The sequence below is a fragment of the Thermoactinomyces sp. CICC 10523 genome (genome assembly GCF_016055105.1).
Lineage (GTDB): Bacteria > Bacillota > Bacilli > Thermoactinomycetales > Thermoactinomycetaceae > Thermoactinomyces_A > Thermoactinomyces_A daqus.
In genome coordinates this window covers 18,457-35,345 of record NZ_JAECVX010000014.1, presented here as the reverse complement: position 1 = coordinate 35,345, position 16,889 = coordinate 18,457, and the positions used below count along the sequence as shown (strand labels likewise).

Here is a 16,889-nt window from a genome sequence, read left to right as displayed (position 1 = left end):
CCCGCAAAATCGGGAACAGGCTTTTGTTTTACGTCCAAATGCGACAGCGAATGTCGAGAAAAGAATAAATGACGCTGCTTGCCAATCGCTCCGGTTCAACATCGAGGGCAATCACTTTCTTATGATTCCATCGTGTGAGCGCCTTTTTCCGTTCGGACATGAGTTCCTCCACGGCAATTTGCCGGTAGACATCCAGTTCATGATTCGGTTCTTTTTGCAAAATCTCGGTCCACTTCGGTTCCTGCATCGAAACAGTCAAAACGAGGTGGCGTTTTTTCGCCAGGGTTACCATGCGGTACAACGAATCGGCAAAAGCAACGTTTGCCGCATCGGTAAACAACGTGACCAAGGTCTGCTTTTTCAGGAAAGGGGCGGCCGCCTCCCATGCAGCCAAGTAATCCGACTCGACATCATCCGGCGCTAAATCATAGACGCCTTCAATGATTTTATTGAGATAGGCCATCCCTTTTCCCGGCGGAATCATCCGCAACATCCGGTTTGAAAAAGCGATCACACTCACTTGCTCCCCCCGGTCCAGGGCAATCGCCGCGTAGCCCAAAGCAGCTTCCAAAGCGCGATCCAAACGGGATTCCCCGTCATTCCGCACCCCCATCAGCCGTCCGCAGTCGATAAAAATCGCAACCTGTTGCCCTGTTTCCGGCTGATAGACATTACTGACCAGTTTGCCGCGCCGGGCCGTGCCCATCCAGTTGATTTGGCGCGGATCATCATCCGGACGGTATTCCCGGATATGGGAAAACTCCTGTCCCCGGCCAAAAACCCGCGCAATCGGCTGCCCTTCAGAGGCGGGCATGCTCCGGTAGAATCCCTGTTTTACCCGGCGAACCGGTTCCAAACGGGGATAAACATCGACGGCCAGCCGCGCCGGAATCCGCTCTTCATAATGAAACAACTTCCATTTGCTTTCCATGCGCACATGCAAATCGTGAAAGAAATGCTTTCCCCGGCGATGTGGCCGGGCCGTATAAACAATCGCCTGTTCTGTCTCTCTTTTCCACTCGATTTGAAATGTCCGCTGATTGACCGAAAACCCATGGGGGAAATCATCCCGCACCCACATCGTTCCGACCGCGGGAGCTGAAGCATGGAGCGACAGGCGGATCTGATTCTCTTCTCCGAGTTCAAACAGAGCCTTTGCTTCCCGTTTCCCCCCGAACTTCGGCATTTTCCTTAATTGGAGCAATTCGATCGCCACCAGCCCGAGCAGGATTCCGTTTGAAAGGAGGAAAAACAGACCGCCAAGCCCCCACCAAGCACCAAATCCGGTGATCAAAACACTGAAAAAAACCAGCCGCAGAAAGCGGGGGGCCGGGATGACCGCTCTACCTTGGAACCATTGAAGCTTCCATAATTTCTGCCAAAACATCATCCGCTTTCCATCCCTCCAGTTCCCCCTCAGGATATAAAAGGATGCGATGCCTGAGCGCCGGTTTGATCAATCTCTTTACGTCGTCCGGTGTCACAAAGGTCCGTCCGCTCATCGCAGCTTCCGCCTTGCTGAGGGACAGAATGGCTAGGCCCGCACGCGGACTGGCCCCCAGCATCACTTTGGGATGTCGGCGGGTGGCGCGCAACATTTGCAACAAATATTGAACGACCGAAGGATCAACAGATATTTGCTCCAAGTCATTACGTATCGCCAATATCTCTTCCATCCCGACGATCGGTTTCAAGGTTATTTCTTCTCTTCCCCCGATCCGGTGGCCGGCGAGCAACTGCTCCTCCTCCTTTTCCTCCGGATAATCGACAACCAGCTTGACGGCAAAGCGATCCAACTGCGCCTCGGGCAAGGAATACGTACCTTCATATTCAATCGGATTTTGTGTTGCGGCGACAAAAAAGAGTGGAGATAAGGTGTAAGTCTCCCCGTCAATTGTGATTTGTTTTTCTTCCATCGCTTCCAACAGGGCCGATTGCGTTTTCGGCGGTGTACGGTTAATTTCATCAGCAATCAGGATATCGGCAAAAATCGGGCCCTTCCGAAACGTAAACTTTCCCGATTGCATATCATACACTTTGGTTCCGGTCACATCGGAGGGCATCAGATCCGAAGTAAACTGCAGACGGGAACAGGAACAGTCGACGATTCGGGCCAGCGTCCGGACGAGCAACGTTTTTCCGAGTCCCGGAACTCCTTCCAAGAGGACATGTCCCCCGACCAAAAAGCTGGCCCACAGAAAACGGATATTCTCTTCCTGTCCGAGCACAACCTGATTGATGGCTTGCATCGCCTGTTCGCTCACCTTTTGGATGCGGTCAACGTTGATGACGTAACTCCCCACTGCTCAATCTCCTTTCTCAATTTCCGTAATGTCCGACTCCACTCCACAAAAATGTAGGAGGTCAGTTTTCGGTCTGCATCGGCTGCATCCTGAATCAGGCGGGCAATGTTTTCATAGTTTCGGCGAAATTCCGATCCCATCGCGACTTCCAGCTGATGCAGCAACTCCGCTTCCGATTCATGCCCCCGCATCCGCAGTTTTTGCAATATCGCCAAATGCAACTGTTCCTTCATAAAAAGCAGTGCTTCCATTCTCAGATTGGAACGGCGATACAATCTGGACATTGCATCAATATATTCCATCGAATCGCGTTTTTCGACCACTTGTTCCATTCGCGGAGAAGCAAATCGTTTTCCGCGGGCAAACAGCCATAAAAGTGTCAGCAAAACGATCTGCACCAGCACAAATCCGCCGTTGATCCCCAATGCGACCAAAAAAGTGACTGCCGACGGCTCCGGGATCCCTTCATCCTGAATCGGAGGCAGCTCGTCCGTTTCCGTGGAGGGTGCTTCACCTTGTCCCAGCAAGGAGTGACTCGTTTCATCAAACCAAACCGCCTTCTGAAAGGGATTGGATACCATCCACAGCAACAGGGCAATGTGATCGGCCTTATCAATATTTTTATTTGCGATTATCGAGGGGTCCGGGACATAAACAATCCGCCCCTGACCTGACTGTTTATACCCAACCAACAGATGGTTTTGATCATCCTTCAGAACCGGAATAATTCCTTGTCTGGGAGCAATGCACGTGGCACTTTTCCAGCTCAGAAATTGAACTTCGTCCAGCCATTCCTGATGAAATTGCGGTTTTACCCTGACATACTCCTCACCGAATCGGCAGGATTGCCCCGAGAACCGGAAAGCTTTGCTCCAATCCGAATCAGGAGCAGACCATAACACCACCTGGTTTCCCCGGCTCACCCAGTTCAGCAATGCGCGGAGGCGCTCCGGATTCGGTTTATTTGTTTGCGGATTGACAAACATCAACGTATTTCCGGAACCGGAGGGCAGGTTATTTTCGGTTTCCAGCGGTTTCGCCGGAACACCCCGTTCAGACAAAAACTCCGACAATGCTTTTACCCCTGTCGGTTCCGGGTTTTGCGAAGACCAAGGAACTTTTTCCGCGACATTCGACCACTCAAGCCAGATCAGACCGGCGAGGAAGCAGGCAATGATGGCCAAGACGATTCCAATCCCGATTTTATTCTTCCGCATCTTTGTTCCCACTCTCTGCAAACTTCATCGCACCTTCTAAATAGCGCTCATATTCAGCCGGTTCAATCCGCATGTGTCCATACCAGATTTCATCAAACCGCTGGCTCAGCCGGCAAAAAAGAGACGCTTTTTCCGGCCACGTTTGACTGATCTGATCCCGTTGTTCCCCATTGGTCTGACCGGGGAGTTCTTCCAATTTCCGCCGTTTATATGTATAAAACAACACATAATGATATAACGCGCGAACAGCGAAACGGTAATCGCCCAGACCGGCATAACGCTCTGCTTTTTCAAGCCAAGGGATCTCCTGTTCCGGAGTTTCTTCATGGACCGGTCCTTTTTTCACCCGCTTCATCCAATAGCGGAGCAAAATCCATCCAATACCGAGAACCAGACAACAGAGGAAGAGAATGAAAATTCCCAGCATCGTGTCTTCCAGCAAAGACGAATTCATCCAGCCGGGAAGGTGAAATTGCGGCAAAGTCGTGGTTTGCCTGCCGTATTCGGGCTTTGCCAAAATCTCTTCCAATTGCCGGTGGGCCTTCTCAAAATCTGCAGCGATAAACACTCACCCCCATCAAAGGTGATGCAAAATGTCATGCCCTTCTTTCTTGATTCGTTCATTCACAAAAACCAATGCCAGATAAATCGGGATCACCGGATAAAGGAAGGGCGCGATGAGCAATTGATATCCGTACACAACGGTCAAAAGCAGCCAGTCTGGCGATGACACAACGGCCACTCCGTACAGTTCCGCGGGCACGAGATAAGGAATGGAGAGGATGAAGGAAAGAATAAATATATGCAAGGCGATCATCCCCGCTGAGCCTTTTGTCAAAGACCAACTCCGCTTCAGGGACCCCAGAACCGTCCCTCCCTCTTCATGGATCACCGGGATGACAAAAGAAAATTTGGCAAAGAAATAAAGCCCCGGCACGCAAATGGCCAGGAAAGAAACAAAAGAAGCGGCCAAGACCGAAAAATCCGCATCCGCGCCGGATTGTGTCAAAACAGCAATCGGAACACCGATGATCCCGATAATCACCAAAAAAAGGGCAAAATAGAACAAACATAAAATCAGCTGGGCAAGCCACACTTTTCGACCGTTTCGCCAGGCGGCGCGAAACAAAAATCGGAGGCCAGCTTCCCCGCTTTGAACTGACTGATATATTGCATTTTGCAAAAATGGGTAAAGAAAAAGGAGAAAAACCAATATTTCGGCAACTTCAACGCCGATCATTTCCATTGCCGATACTGCGCTTGGAGAAACCATCTGTTTCACATCCATCCAGTTAAACCACAGGGCAAACGGCAGATTCCCCAAAAATGACAACAACCAGTACGGTTTCAGATGACGGCGCAGTATGCGGAATGCGCCATCCAACAGCTCCCGCTTCCCATATGGAGCATGGTATGAACGTTCCTTCACTGCCTCACCTCCCAACGAAAACATTATAACTGAATTCATTGCCTAAAGGTTGTGTCATACTGGAAAATTCTTTAACAGGATTGACAAAATACGCATGCTTATTTACAATTACTTTATCGCTTAAAAGCGTATAAGCTTAAAAGCAATAAAGAAAACCGTATATTTTCTCATCTGCAAGAAAAAAGTAGCCGTCAGTACGTACAGCAAACAGAGACCGGGTGGGTTGGTGCAAACCCGGGTGCCCTGCCGGTGAATTACAACTTGCCGTCAAAGATGAGGCAACCATAAAAGTGGGCAAATCAGGCGATTTGTCAAATAGGGTGGTACCGCGGAGCTTTCGTCCCTATGGTGACGGAGCTTTTTTTATTTTGTAAAGGAGTGAATGCGATGAGTTTTGTCTCACTGCAAACGAAGAAAATCCCGCCTCACCTGAAACGTTATATCGCCCGGCAAAAATATGAACGCTATACTCCGATCGATCAGGCCGTTTGGCGATATGTAATGAGGCAAAACGTTCATTTCTTCAAGGAGCGGGCTCATGCCGCATACCAGGACGGATTGGCGAAAACAGGCATTTTAATCGAACGGATTCCGCGCATTGAAGAAATGGATCAATGCCTGTCCCCGTTTGGCTGGGGCGCTGTCCCGATTGACGGCTTGATTCCCGGGGTGGCCTTTTTTGAATTTCAGGCGAACGGCTTATTGCCCATCGCCACCGACATTCGCACATTGGGGCATATCGCCTATACGCCTGCTCCGGACATTATTCATGAGGCAGCCGGACATGCACCCATTCTCAGCGATGAGACCTATGCCCGTTATGTGAAAACATTTGGGAAAATCGGTGCCAAAGCGTTGGCCAGCAGGGAAGAAAACGAGGTTTTTCAGGCAACGAGACGGTTAACCCAGGTAATGGAAAATCCTGAATCCACTCCCGATGATATCAGGAAAGCCGAACAGGAACTGCAGGAAAAACGGGCCGCCGCCACAACCGTATCAGAAGCAACGCTCATTTCCCGCTTGTACTGGTGGACAGTGGAATACGGTTTGATCGGTGATTGCGACAATCCCAAAATTTACGGCGCAGGCCTTCTCTCGTCGATCGGCGAAGGGCAGCATTGCCTTTCCGATCAGGTCAGAAAACTTCCGTTTGATTTGGAAACATGCATCGCGACGGACTATGATGTCACCAGACCGCAGCCGCAGCTGTTCGTCTGCCGGGATTTTGAGCAACTGATTGATGCGGTGGAAACATTCTCAGCGCGCATGGCTTTTCGCACAGGCGGAACGGAAGGACTGCAAAAAGCGATCGCTTCCGGCGATGTGGCAACGGTGGAGTACAACACCGGTTTACAAGTGAGCGGCGTGTTTACACACATGATCCGGGACGACAGAGGAGAAGCGGTTTACATGAAAACGACAGGACCGACCGCTCTCGCCTTTCATGGGAACGAATTACCCCGTCAGGGTACGAAACGCCATGCTTCCGGATTCGGTGCGCCGATCGGAAGAGTAGTGAAGCAAAATGGAAGCGGGGAGCCGGGAAGTACCATCGACTGGCACTGGGAAAGCGGTCTCCGGGTAACCGGCAGAGTATCAGACAGGATCGAAGAACATTCCCATCCGCTTTTGCTCACCCTGACCGACTGCACAGTCACTTACAGAGGCGAGACGCTTTTTCATCCCGATTGGGGCGAATACGATCTCGTAATTGGCCGGGAGATTGTGTCCGTGTTTGCCGGAGCTGCTGATCCTGGAAAATACTATGCCGATGAAGCAGAGCCGAAGCTGGATGAGGAACCGGTTCCTTCCTATTCTACCCTGGATCACTTATACCAGGCGGTGCGTGAAATCCGCGAAGGCAAAACATCGGTTGAGGCGTTGCCCTCAATTGCCCGCACCCTGGATGATATCTGCCCCGGCGATTGGCTCCTCCGCCTCGAAATCCTTGAAATTTGCAGGGATAAAGGAATTTACCGCCTTCTCGCCGACCGGATCCAACATGAACTGGAACAGTTGGGGCAGGATGACCCATCTCTCCATTCCCTGATCACCAACGGAATGCGTTTGTTAAACCGGGGAAACAGTTAAGAAAATCGTGCGGAGAAAAGAAAAGACCAGATCGCGGCAAAATGATTGCCTTCCGATCTGGTCTTTTCAATTTAACGGGGCAAAATGGCTTCAAAGGCAGCGCGATCCAACCGCTTCATCAGAGCAATCGCAAATGCTTTAGCCGCTTCGATATCCTCTTTGTCCACAACTGCTGCATGAGAGTGGATATAGCGGGCGCAGATGCCGATCGCTGCCGAGGGAATCCCGATGCCCGTCTGATGCGCCCTGCCCGCGTCTGTACCACCTTGGGAGACGAAAAACTGGTATGGAATATTTTCCGATTCCGCCGTATCGAGCAAAAAGTCCCTCATCCCGGGAAGCGTGATCATGGAACGGTCGTAAAGCCGAATAACCACTCCTTTTCCAATCTTGCCAAGGCCGTCATTCACGCCCGGAATATCGCCGGCCGGTCCGGAATCGACTGCAAAGAAGATATCGGGGTCAATCAACGTGGCTGCTGTTCCTGCGCCGCGCAAACCGACTTCTTCCTGCACTGTGGCCCCGGCATAGATCACGTTCGGATGATGATTATGTTTCAAGCCGTCCAGCAGCTCCAGGACAAGGCCACAGCCGAACCGGTTATCCCAGGCCTTGCTCAGCAAGCGTTTCCCGCCTTCCATTTCCACGAACGGGAAATGGGGAACGGCAACATCCCCGGGGCGAATCCCCCATTCTCTCACTTCTTCTTCGCTTTCCGCTCCGATATCGATAAACATTTGCCCGATTTCCACCGGCTTCCGTCTTCGCTCCTCGCTCAAAAGATGAGGCGGAATGGAGCCGATGATCCCCGGAATGCGCTTGCCGGAGCGGTTGATCACGTCAACGCGCTGGGCCAACATCACCTGGGACCACCAACCGCCGAGGGGTTGAAACTTCAGAAATCCTTCACTGGTGATTTTGGTCACCATGAAGGCAACCTCATCCATATGACTGGCGACCATTACCTTGGGGCCGTTTGGATCACCTTTTTTCACCCCGAAAAGGCCGCCCAGCCGGTCCTGGATGATCTCTCCCGTATATTCGGATATGTATGAACGCATGATTTTTCTCACTTCATGCTCAAACCCCGGCGCACCGGGAGTCTGCGTTAACTTTTCAAAACGTTCCCATTGAATCGTTGCCATCCTTTACTCCTCCAACTCTATCGTTGATTCTGCCATCTCTTTCTTCCATTCCTGATAACGGCGATGAACGGTCGCACGGGACACATCATAGCCAAATCCTTTTAGTGTGGCAGCAATCTCTTCAAACGTCAGTTTCTTTTCTTTCAGGGCCACAATTTGCTCCATCGGCACTTCTTTTTTCTCTCTTCCTCCCATCCCCTGGTTTTTCAGATTTTTGGCCGGATTAAATCCTTTTTCCCGAATGGCCCGCCGCATGCCCCAGCTGATTTTCTGGTTCATCATTTTGCGCTGCAATTCTTCAACTTTGGCGATGATCGAGAGAACGGTCGATTCGCCGGCATCGAGTTCCAGTTCCCCTCCCTGTTGTTTGCAGAAGATGCGTACATTGTGACGGGACAACTGGTGAATGATCGCCAGCTTGGCTTCTCCGCGGCCGAGCCTTGTATCATCCTGAACCAGAAGCGCCTGAATTTTCTCTTTTTTGACCGCCTCCAGCATTTCATACAGCCCCCGGCGATCAAGGTCAAATCCGCTGTGCTGTTCCGCGATGGTCTGAACAGTCTCCATGTTTAATTCCCGCGCCCATTCCGATAACTCCTCGATTTGCCTTTCCAGGCTTGTTTCCTGTTCCTCTTTTTTGGTGCTGACCCTCGCATAGATCAAAGCTTTCATAAAGTAAAAACCATCATCCTCTCAAGTTCTTGCACAAAAACAGAGATTTGGGTAAAGTGTCTTAGAAGGAGTGATTCGAAATGATCGATCAACAACTGATCCAGCGCATTAATGAGCTGGCCCGCAAGAAAAAAGCAGAAGGACTGACAAACCAGGAAAAGCAGGAACAAGCCAGATTATATCAAGTCTACCTGAAAGCGATCCGCGGACAGGTCAAACAGCAGTTATCGCAAATCCGTTTCGTGGATAAGCAATGAAGCACATCATATCCATTATATAGCACGCATGATCATCATACAAATCCACCTCGTTTTTGACGGTGGATTGGCAAAAGGAGTGGAAATATTGAAACATTGGCTCGGGCCCCTGTGTTTATCGGCTGCCGCTGCCATTTGGGGAGGGATGTATGTGGTCAGCAAGGTGGTTTTGGCCTGCATTCCCTCGTGGATTTTACTGGAATGGCGATTTGTGATCGCCCTGTTCATCCTCGGGCTATGGGCTCTCCGCAAACGGGAATGGCGGGTAAAACCCGGGGATCTTTGGCTGTTTGCGCTGATCGGGCTCGTCGGCTATACAGGTTCAATCGGACTGCAGTTCATCGGCACTCACCTGTCAGGTGCGGCGATGGGATCATTGATCACCTCCGCTTCCCCTGCCCTCATCTCCCTGTTCGCATGGTGGATCTTGAAAGAAAAATTGAACTTATCCAAAACAAGTGCCCTTCTCCTCGCGACGATCGGGGTGCTGATCGTCAGCGACCTGACCGGGCTCACCGCTTCATCCCCTTCCTTTGCAGGAAATCTCGCTCTGATCGGCGCAGCGCTGACCTGGGCGCTTTACACCGTTTTATCCCGACTCAAAACCGTCACCTACACCTCTTTGACCGTTACCTTCTGGGCAAACACATTCGGGGTGATATTTACCGCACCGTTCTTCGTCTGGGAATACCGGAACCATCCGTTTACCGTTCCCCACAGTCTCTGGATCTGGATCGGCATTCTCTACATCGGCATCATCTCGACTGCTCTCGCCTTTTATCTCTGGAACAAAGGATTTGAATATGCGGATGCTGCCACCGGCTCGCTCTTTTTCTTCATCCAACCGATTGTCGGCAGTTTGCTGGGGGCATTCACCCTAGGGGAAAAACTCTCATGGAACTTCTATCTGGGGGCACTGCTCATCGCTGGCGGCATTTATCTGTCTGCACTGAAAAAATCGGATAAGCGTCACAGCCTGTCAAAAATGATGTAAAAAATTGTAGCAACTTCTCTTTTATTTTTGTTTTTTCAAAGGTTTCAATACAGTAAGATATAAAAAACATATTTCTACTAAAAACAATCCAGCGAAGGTGATACAGATGGATCTCACCCGGCCCTATCGCGTGGAAAAGGGGCAATACTATATCAGCACTGACCGGAAACGGTTGGATCTTTCCGTTATACAGCAATTTCTCAATCATCAATCCTACTGGGCGCAAAACCGCACACTGGAACAGATCAAACGTACCATAAACCACTCTCTCTGTTTTGGGCTCTATACAACAGACGGCAATCAGGCAGGATTCGCCCGTGTGGTCACCGACTATACAACTTTTGGCTACCTGGCGGATGTTTTTATTCTCCCGGAACACCGCAAACAGGGTCTGTCAAAATGGCTGCTTGAAACCATCCTCAATTGCCCCTGTTTGGCAGATATTCATCAATTTACGTTATATACAAGAGATGCGCACGGCCTGTACGCCCAATTCGGCTTTAAACGCCTGGAAGACCCGGAACGTTTCGACAAATTCATGGAATTGTTTCTTGCTCACAAGAAATTTCCGCAAACCAAAAAATCGAGGACCCTATGACGTCCTCGATTGCATTCCTGCCTTTCTCTTATTCCCCCAGCTCCTGCACCAGACGTTGGAATGTATGAAATGCCGGTTTCGGCGTGTAATCATCCCGCATAATGCCAAATTGATGAAAGAGATCATCCTTGGAACTGTCCGCATCCCGCAGGCCGAAGAGCTTATAATGAGTAATATTGAGTTCATGGCGCAATTGATAAACGGTGCGGATGATCAGCTCAAGCACTTCAGCCTGCCTTTCGTAAGTTCGGTCATGGCCGGTAAAGGGATTTTTGCCGGTGGGCCATCCGTTTTCAGCGATGTGGATCGGGATGGTGTCGGGAATTCCGGCTGTTCTGAGATTCACTTCGCGCAAACGACGCAGCAAGCGCTCTACTGAACCGGGAATCTCATCTGCGGAGAGTGGCTCTTCAAATACATCGACATAAAAATTATGGGCGACATAATCCAATGAATCTGTAAATGTCTCCCCTCCGATCCTGGCCAACTTCTCCCAGAAATCAGCAGCCGTTTTTGGGCCGTTGTCCGGTACGGAGCCAAAACCAATCTTCACTCCCACATTGGCTTTTTGTGTTTCTTCCTTTGCCGCAATAACCCCCTGCACCAACATTTGCACAATATTCGGATTTGCTCCGTCCATGAAGGTCAAATTGGGTTCATTGGTAATTTGCAGCGAAGCGATCTCGGAACCGTACTGTCTGATGATTTTCCGGATCAGCCCGAGCCAGCGCTCCATCTCTATGTCCGGAGCCAAAGAACCTACCGTCAAGTCTCCGATCAATCCCGACCGTACATATTTATCCACAATGGATAAAAGTTTCTCATCCGTGTCAGCCGGTCCTGTATAAACGAGATACATTCTGGGCAACAGTGATTTTGCCTTTCCCCGAAGACGTTTTAACGCAAGTTGAATCTGCTCATAGTCGTCCTCAGGCCCGACAGCCAAGCCGGCGGGCGTGCCGGCCACACCAAGCGGATAAATTCCGAACTTCAACCCTGGTGAATGCATTGAAAATCTCTCCTTCTCACTTGAAATTTGCCCCACATGGAACAACCTGCTCTGTTGTGGTAAACTAAGAAATCATTCCTTATTTCTCATCTGCACAAACAGTAAACATAAATTAACCTTTAACCCTTGATCAGTGCGATAAATCCCATAAAAAAATAAATAATTATTTACTATCTGATCAACTCAATCATAAATTATCGTTGACTGATTGTCAACAGAGTCAGAGGAAAGGAAGTTGAGCGGTGCCTGCCAAAACCGAACAACTCGCAGCTAATATTATTCAGCTTCTTCCTTTGCTTCAGGACAAGCTGTTCAAACCTGCATTGCAGAATGCATCAAATCTTAAAAAACAGTCCGATTTAACCCATCTGCAATTTCACATTTTGGAGGAACTGTTCCCGATTGAAGACGGAATTTCGATGACCCGATTGGCCAAAAACATCAATATTTCCAAACAGCAATTAACCCCGTTGGTCAATAAGCTCGAGGAAAAGGAATATCTCATCAAAAGGCAGGATGTCAGCGACAGGCGATATGTCAAGCTCATGTTGACTGAAAAAGGAAAAAACCTGGTGAAAACGCGGTGGGAAGATATACATTCTTTGCTGATCAACCGGATCAATCAACTTGGTGAAGATGAAAGGATTGATCTGGACTACGCAATCCACAAGCTTCTTCGCATCCTTCAAAAAATGGAGTAATCCGGCATGATCAAGAAAATTACCCCACCTGATGCTGGCGGGGTAAACAATCATTTATCAAACGGAAAGCAATCAGCGGGGATTCCTGTCAATTATTTTCATCAAGGATCTCCACATATCCGTTGGTTCCATCCACACGGACATACTGACCATCCTTCAGAATCCGGGTCGCATTTTCCACACTGACAACGGCGGGAATGCCGTATTCCCGGGCCACGACGGAACCGTGGGTCATCATGCCCCCGACTTCCGTCACAAGTGCCTTGGCCGAATGGAACAAGGGCGTCCAACCGGGATCTGTGTAGGGAGCGACCAAGATGTCTCCTTTGTTCAGTTTTCCTTCTTCCAATCTGCGAACAACCTTGACATAGCCTTCCGCAACACCCGCGGAAGCAGGAATGCCGACCAAAGCCCCAGGCGGTGCCTGCTCGTTGCGGATGACCGCTGAAAATGTTTCCCCTTCACTGGTGATGACGAACGGAGGAGTCAGTTTTCGGTAAATCTCTTCCGATGCCTTGCGGGAACGGATCCGTTCATGAACTTCATCCTTTTTCAGGCGGTCTTCCAGCAAGGCGATCAATTCGTCCAGCCGCAAATAATAAACGTCCTCTTTCTGCTCAAACACCCCTTTTTTCACAAGGGTTTGGGCTTCTTCCAAAATGGTTTCCCGATAAAGAGAGAAATAACGAATCATGATATATTTGGGCAGTTCACGGATGCCCACTGTATTTCGGTAAAGAGAGATGAGCCGGGACATTTTTTTCGCTTTCCTGTTGCCGCAGCGCTCCTTCACCCGTTTAAGCAAGTCCTGAATCGCTTCATGGGCTTCCCGTTCTCCGTTTTTAAATTTTTCCCGGTGCTCTCCGGGGGCATTGCTTCTCATATGGCTGAGAATGGACGGGACGAGCATGGTGGGCGCTTCCCTGTAACGAACCCGTGTAATGTCGATTTCTCCGGGAGCCCTCATGCCGAATCTTTCCATGAACCGCTCCAATTCCGCCCGGAATGCGTCACCGCCTTCCACCCGGCTCAACCCCTCGTAAAACGTGCGGTCTTCTGCCTGTTCCAGGTACCGGACGACTTCGGGATAAGGTCTGGCCGCATCTGCCAAATCCCCGATCGCCAGCCCCATTTCGCTGGTGATGTTTCCGGGTGGAGACTTTTGAATGGAGGGGCTCAATTCTTCTCCCAGCCATTTTTTCAGTTTTCTATTGATGACCGGCAAGGCAATGAATCCGGCATAGGTGTAGGCCAAGGGATCGACGATCGTCTCAAAAACGGCTTGATCGCGGATCAACCGAATCCGTTCCGATCCGGTGCGTTGGGACAATGCCTGTCTGAACCGGGCCAAATCCTGTTCATATGTGGCAAAGGCCTTTTTCAGCGCGAGTTGCGGATCTTCCCAATACCAAATCTGGATCAACCGGGGAATGATCTTCCGGTACAGGCCCAACATCAATTTCAATGTACCGAATGCTTTTCGCATCCCGCCCCGCTTTGGTGCCAGCTTTTGAAAATCTTCGCTTTGGATCACTTTTTTCAGCGCCACCAGGTTATCGTCGGCAACCGTGCTTTTGAGAATCTTTCGTTGAACCGGCTTCAGGAACAGGAAACCGGAACAATTCCAGTAAAGACGCCCGCCCACCTCAGGAAACTGAGAGGTGACATCATCAAGGGAAATGAGCGATTGAAAAACCGAGATCCCGAGCGGCTTCATATAATCGGTCATCATTTGCGAATGGCCAACCGAAAGATAGACGCAATATTCGCCATTCTTTGACGGAGGGACCGGATAGAGGGAAGTAATCGGGCGGCTTTGGAGAATATAGAGTTCATCGCCCTTCAAACACCACTCGATATCCTGCTCGGAACCGTAATGATTTTCGATTCTTCGTCCCAGTTCCGCCAACTCCAAGATTTTGTGGTCCGGGAGCACTTGTTCCTGGCGAAGTTCAGGCGGCAGTTCACGGATTTCCGTTCCGCCCTCCTGAACCGGAAAAACCCCTTTTTCTTTTTTGGCAATCTGTTTTTGGATAATCTCATAGTCCCGGACTTTGTACAAATCTGCCGTCACAATGCCGGAAACGAGCGCCTCTCCCAAACCAAATCCGGCATCGATAGAAACGGTGCGCCGATGTCCGGTGACTGGGTCTGCCGTAAACATAATGCCGGATGCTTCCGGAAAAACCATCTGCTGAACGACGACGGACAGGAAGACGGAGCGATGGTCAAATCCGTTATTGGCCCGGTAAGTGATGGCCCGATCGGTAAACAGGGACGCCCAGCATTTTTTGACGGCGTCGAGGAGTGCTTCTTCCCCTTTTACATTCAGATATGTTTCCTGCTGCCCGGCAAATGAGGCAGTTGGGAGGTCCTCGGCGGTCGCACTGGAGCGGACGGCATAAGCGTGCTCTTTGCCCAGCGCCTCCCAAGCTCCGACGATTGCCGATTGTATTTCCTCCGTTAACGGAAGCTCAAGCAGGTGGTTGCGGATTCTCTCCCCCCACATGCGGATCTCATCAAGCTGTTCCGGTTTTAAGCGATTTAACGCGTCCAGCCATTCATCCAACTCCCCGCTTTTGGCGATAAACTGGCGATAGGCCTCTGTTGTGACGCAAAATCCGGGCGGAACAGGAAAACCCGCTTTGGCCATTTCCCCCAGATTCGCACCCTTTCCGCCGACCATCGGCAAACAGTGGCGATCGATCTCATCAAAGCGAAGAACATAGCTCATCACTATTCACGTCCCCAATCTGTATGGTTATATTCACCCAAATCACTCAGCCTGGCTGTTCAAGCCTTTTCGCTGGTTCGGTAAACGCCGTATTTGAGGATATCGAGCATCTGTTTGTAATCATTAAACAACTCTTCCCATTGATCGAGGCCCTTCCCGGGCTGTTCCAAAGCCTGTTTCACCAGTTGCTGGGCAATGGCATTCAAGCTTAAAAAGATCAGGTAAATCGCTTTTTCCACATCCAGATCCTCGCGGAATTTCGAGCAATCGACTCCCTCCATCAGAAACGGCATGGCGATCTTTTGGAAATAAGCGATGCTTTGCTCCGCCTCGCGCGGGAACTTTGCCAAAATCTCGTTGTAAGCCGAAAGCAAAAAAGAGTAAAGAAGCGGTTGTTGCAAAAAATAACGATACTTGATTTCTCCCAGATACAGGATCCGGTCGAAAATGTCATCCGGCCAGTCCGCTGATGCCGGAACCACCTCCTTCATTTGACTGATATACTGCTGCACACAATGGTCAAAGGTAGCCAGGAAAAGATGTTTCTTGCTGCCAAAGTAGTGAAACAGCAGTCCTTTGGAAATGTCGGCTTCCTGGATGATCCGATTGGTTGATGCATTTTCATAACCGCGTTCCGCAAATTCGCGAATCGCCGCCTGAAGAATTTTTTCTCTTTTCTCTGCAGGAATCTGCTGGTAAAGATCATTCAATTTCGTATATCCCCTCCATTGACCACTTGGTCAACACGATTGATAAATCCATTTTAATTCCCATCGACCACTTGGTCAATAGGATAATTTGAGTGTTGCAGGAAAATCGGACACCGACATCGTAGTAATGAAATGGAACGAAATAAATGGAGGGATTGACATGGCCAAAGTGTTGATTCTGTCCGGCGATGCGGTCGAAGCGCTGGAGATCTTTTACCCCTATTACAGGCTGCTTGAGGAAGGACATGAAGTCACGATTGCCGCTCCGACCAAAAAGAAATTGCAAACGGTGGTCCATGATTTTGAACCGGGGATGGATACATTCACGGAAAAATTAGCATACGGTCTGGATGCGCATGCCTCCTTCTCCGAAATTAATCCGGCTGAGTATGACGGTCTTGTCATCCCTGGCGGAAGAGCGCCTGAATATATCCGGCTCGAAAAGGAAGTACCGGCCATCGTGCAACATTTTTTTGAAACAAATAAACCTGTTGCGGCTATTTGCCATGCTGCGCTCGTATTCAGCGTCGTTCCGGATAGCGTGCGCGGACGCCAGTTGACCGCCTATACCACTTGCCGTCCTGAAGTTGAAAGTGCAGGCGGACAATATATAAAGGAACCATTACATGTTGAAGGAAATTTGGTCTCCGCCCATGCATGGCCTGATCTTCCCGGATTCATGAGGGAATTTCTGAAGAAGTTGCCATAGACATCCTTGCGAAAAAACCTGATTTTAACCTCGATCAGAGGTTGTGATCAGGTTTTTCGCATTTATTTCATTGTTTTGTGATCATTTTCCCGGATCGCTTCGTCTAATACGCTGTTTTCCGACCGGCAGAAACGGGGTTGGCGGATGAGTTGCGGGCAATCCATTTGTTGGATGAAAGACGGCACCGATCGGCTGACTTGTTTTTTTCATTTCGGATAAATTCATCCTGTTGTTGTATTTCTTATAAGAGAAAAATCTTTGTTTGTGAAGCAAACCTTTTTATAAATAAATATTTAATCTCCCGAATTAGTGGCAAACCG

The 16,889-nt window shown here is 49.8% G+C and carries 17 protein-coding genes; 6 read left to right on the top strand and 11 right to left on the bottom strand.

Annotated elements, in window-relative coordinates; translation table 11 throughout:
• Positions 1–28 precede the first annotated feature (28 nt).
• The 5 genes from I8U19_RS14875 to I8U19_RS14855 are packed head-to-tail and all read right to left on the bottom strand — an operon-like array spanning position 29 to position 4,949.
• A complete protein-coding gene (locus I8U19_RS14875; RefSeq protein WP_198056381.1) occupies positions 29–1,390 on the bottom strand; it encodes a DUF58 domain-containing protein in 1,362 nt (453 codons plus the stop codon).
• Positions 1,344–2,303, bottom strand: coding sequence for an AAA family ATPase (locus tag I8U19_RS14870; protein WP_309485183.1), 960 nt, complete (start codon positions 2,301–2,303; stop codon positions 1,344–1,346). The genes I8U19_RS14875 and I8U19_RS14870 overlap by 47 nt, the downstream gene beginning before the upstream one ends.
• A complete protein-coding gene (locus tag I8U19_RS14865) occupies positions 2,261–3,520 on the bottom strand; it encodes a DUF4350 domain-containing protein (protein ID WP_198056380.1) in 1,260 nt (419 codons plus the stop codon). The genes I8U19_RS14870 and I8U19_RS14865 overlap by 43 nt, the downstream gene beginning before the upstream one ends.
• Entirely contained in the window at positions 3,507–4,088 is a 582-nt protein-coding gene (locus tag I8U19_RS17755) for a DUF4129 domain-containing protein (protein ID WP_198056379.1), read from the bottom strand. The genes I8U19_RS14865 and I8U19_RS17755 overlap by 14 nt, the downstream gene beginning before the upstream one ends.
• A 9-nt stretch (positions 4,089–4,097) precedes the next feature.
• Complete coding sequence (locus tag I8U19_RS14855; protein WP_033102287.1) at positions 4,098–4,949, bottom strand: hypothetical protein; 852 nt, start codon at positions 4,947–4,949, stop codon at positions 4,098–4,100.
• Between the two features lie 387 nt (positions 4,950–5,336).
• Between I8U19_RS14855 and I8U19_RS14850 the strand changes: the two genes are divergently transcribed.
• Positions 5,337–7,040 (top strand): aromatic amino acid hydroxylase, encoded by a 1,704-nt coding sequence (locus I8U19_RS14850; RefSeq protein ID WP_033102288.1) that lies wholly within the window; start codon positions 5,337–5,339, stop codon positions 7,038–7,040.
• A gap of 71 nt (positions 7,041–7,111) precedes the next feature.
• Here the strand turns inward: I8U19_RS14850 and I8U19_RS14845 are convergent, their stop codons facing one another.
• Together I8U19_RS14845 and I8U19_RS14840 are read right to left on the bottom strand one after the other, a co-directional pair.
• A complete protein-coding gene (locus tag I8U19_RS14845; RefSeq protein ID WP_198056378.1) occupies positions 7,112–8,185 on the bottom strand; it encodes a M42 family metallopeptidase in 1,074 nt (357 codons plus the stop codon).
• Positions 8,186–8,188: 3 nt separating this feature from the next.
• Positions 8,189–8,857 (bottom strand): YneB family resolvase-like protein, encoded by a 669-nt coding sequence (locus I8U19_RS14840; RefSeq protein WP_198056377.1) that lies wholly within the window; start codon positions 8,855–8,857, stop codon positions 8,189–8,191.
• An 80-nt stretch (positions 8,858–8,937) separates the two neighbouring features.
• Here I8U19_RS14840 and I8U19_RS14835 point away from each other — a divergent pair, with 80 nt between their 5' ends.
• The 3 genes from I8U19_RS14835 (at position 8,938) to I8U19_RS14825 (ending at position 10,706) form a co-directional block, all read left to right on the top strand.
• Positions 8,938–9,114, top strand: coding sequence for a DUF896 domain-containing protein (locus I8U19_RS14835; RefSeq protein ID WP_081944021.1), 177 nt, complete (start codon positions 8,938–8,940; stop codon positions 9,112–9,114).
• 88 nt (positions 9,115–9,202) lie between these two features.
• Positions 9,203–10,108 (top strand): DMT family transporter, encoded by a 906-nt coding sequence (locus I8U19_RS14830; RefSeq protein ID WP_232337293.1) that lies wholly within the window; start codon positions 9,203–9,205, stop codon positions 10,106–10,108.
• Positions 10,109–10,214: 106 nt separating this feature from the next.
• Positions 10,215–10,706: a GNAT family N-acetyltransferase gene (locus tag I8U19_RS14825; RefSeq protein WP_198056375.1), complete on the top strand. Its 492-nt coding sequence runs from the start codon at positions 10,215–10,217 to the stop codon at positions 10,704–10,706.
• A gap of 28 nt (positions 10,707–10,734) precedes the next feature.
• Here the strand turns inward: I8U19_RS14825 and I8U19_RS14820 are convergent, their stop codons facing one another.
• Positions 10,735–11,715, bottom strand: a complete 981-nt coding sequence (locus tag I8U19_RS14820; RefSeq protein ID WP_198056374.1) for a glycoside hydrolase family protein — start codon at positions 11,713–11,715, stop codon at positions 10,735–10,737.
• Positions 11,716–11,957: 242 nt separating this feature from the next.
• Here I8U19_RS14820 and I8U19_RS14815 point away from each other — a divergent pair, with 242 nt between their 5' ends.
• Positions 11,958–12,416, top strand: coding sequence for a MarR family winged helix-turn-helix transcriptional regulator (locus I8U19_RS14815; RefSeq protein ID WP_033102292.1), 459 nt, complete (start codon positions 11,958–11,960; stop codon positions 12,414–12,416).
• A gap of 88 nt (positions 12,417–12,504) precedes the next feature.
• Here I8U19_RS14815 and I8U19_RS14810 read toward each other — a convergent pair whose 3' ends face one another.
• Together I8U19_RS14810 and I8U19_RS14805 are read right to left on the bottom strand one after the other, a co-directional pair.
• Entirely contained in the window at positions 12,505–15,150 is a 2,646-nt protein-coding gene (locus tag I8U19_RS14810) for a phosphoenolpyruvate synthase (protein WP_232331062.1), read from the bottom strand.
• 59 nt (positions 15,151–15,209) lie between these two features.
• A complete protein-coding gene (locus I8U19_RS14805) occupies positions 15,210–15,860 on the bottom strand; it encodes a TetR/AcrR family transcriptional regulator (RefSeq protein WP_033102293.1) in 651 nt (216 codons plus the stop codon).
• A gap of 160 nt (positions 15,861–16,020) precedes the next feature.
• On the opposite strand from I8U19_RS14805, the gene I8U19_RS14800 reads away from it, so the two are divergent.
• Positions 16,021–16,569: a DJ-1/PfpI family protein gene (locus I8U19_RS14800; RefSeq protein ID WP_033102294.1), complete on the top strand. Its 549-nt coding sequence runs from the start codon at positions 16,021–16,023 to the stop codon at positions 16,567–16,569.
• A gap of 81 nt (positions 16,570–16,650) precedes the next feature.
• Here I8U19_RS14800 and I8U19_RS17525 read toward each other — a convergent pair whose 3' ends face one another.
• Positions 16,651–16,779 (bottom strand): hypothetical protein, encoded by a 129-nt coding sequence (locus I8U19_RS17525; RefSeq protein ID WP_255517858.1) that lies wholly within the window; start codon positions 16,777–16,779, stop codon positions 16,651–16,653.
• Positions 16,780–16,889 lie beyond the last annotated feature (110 nt).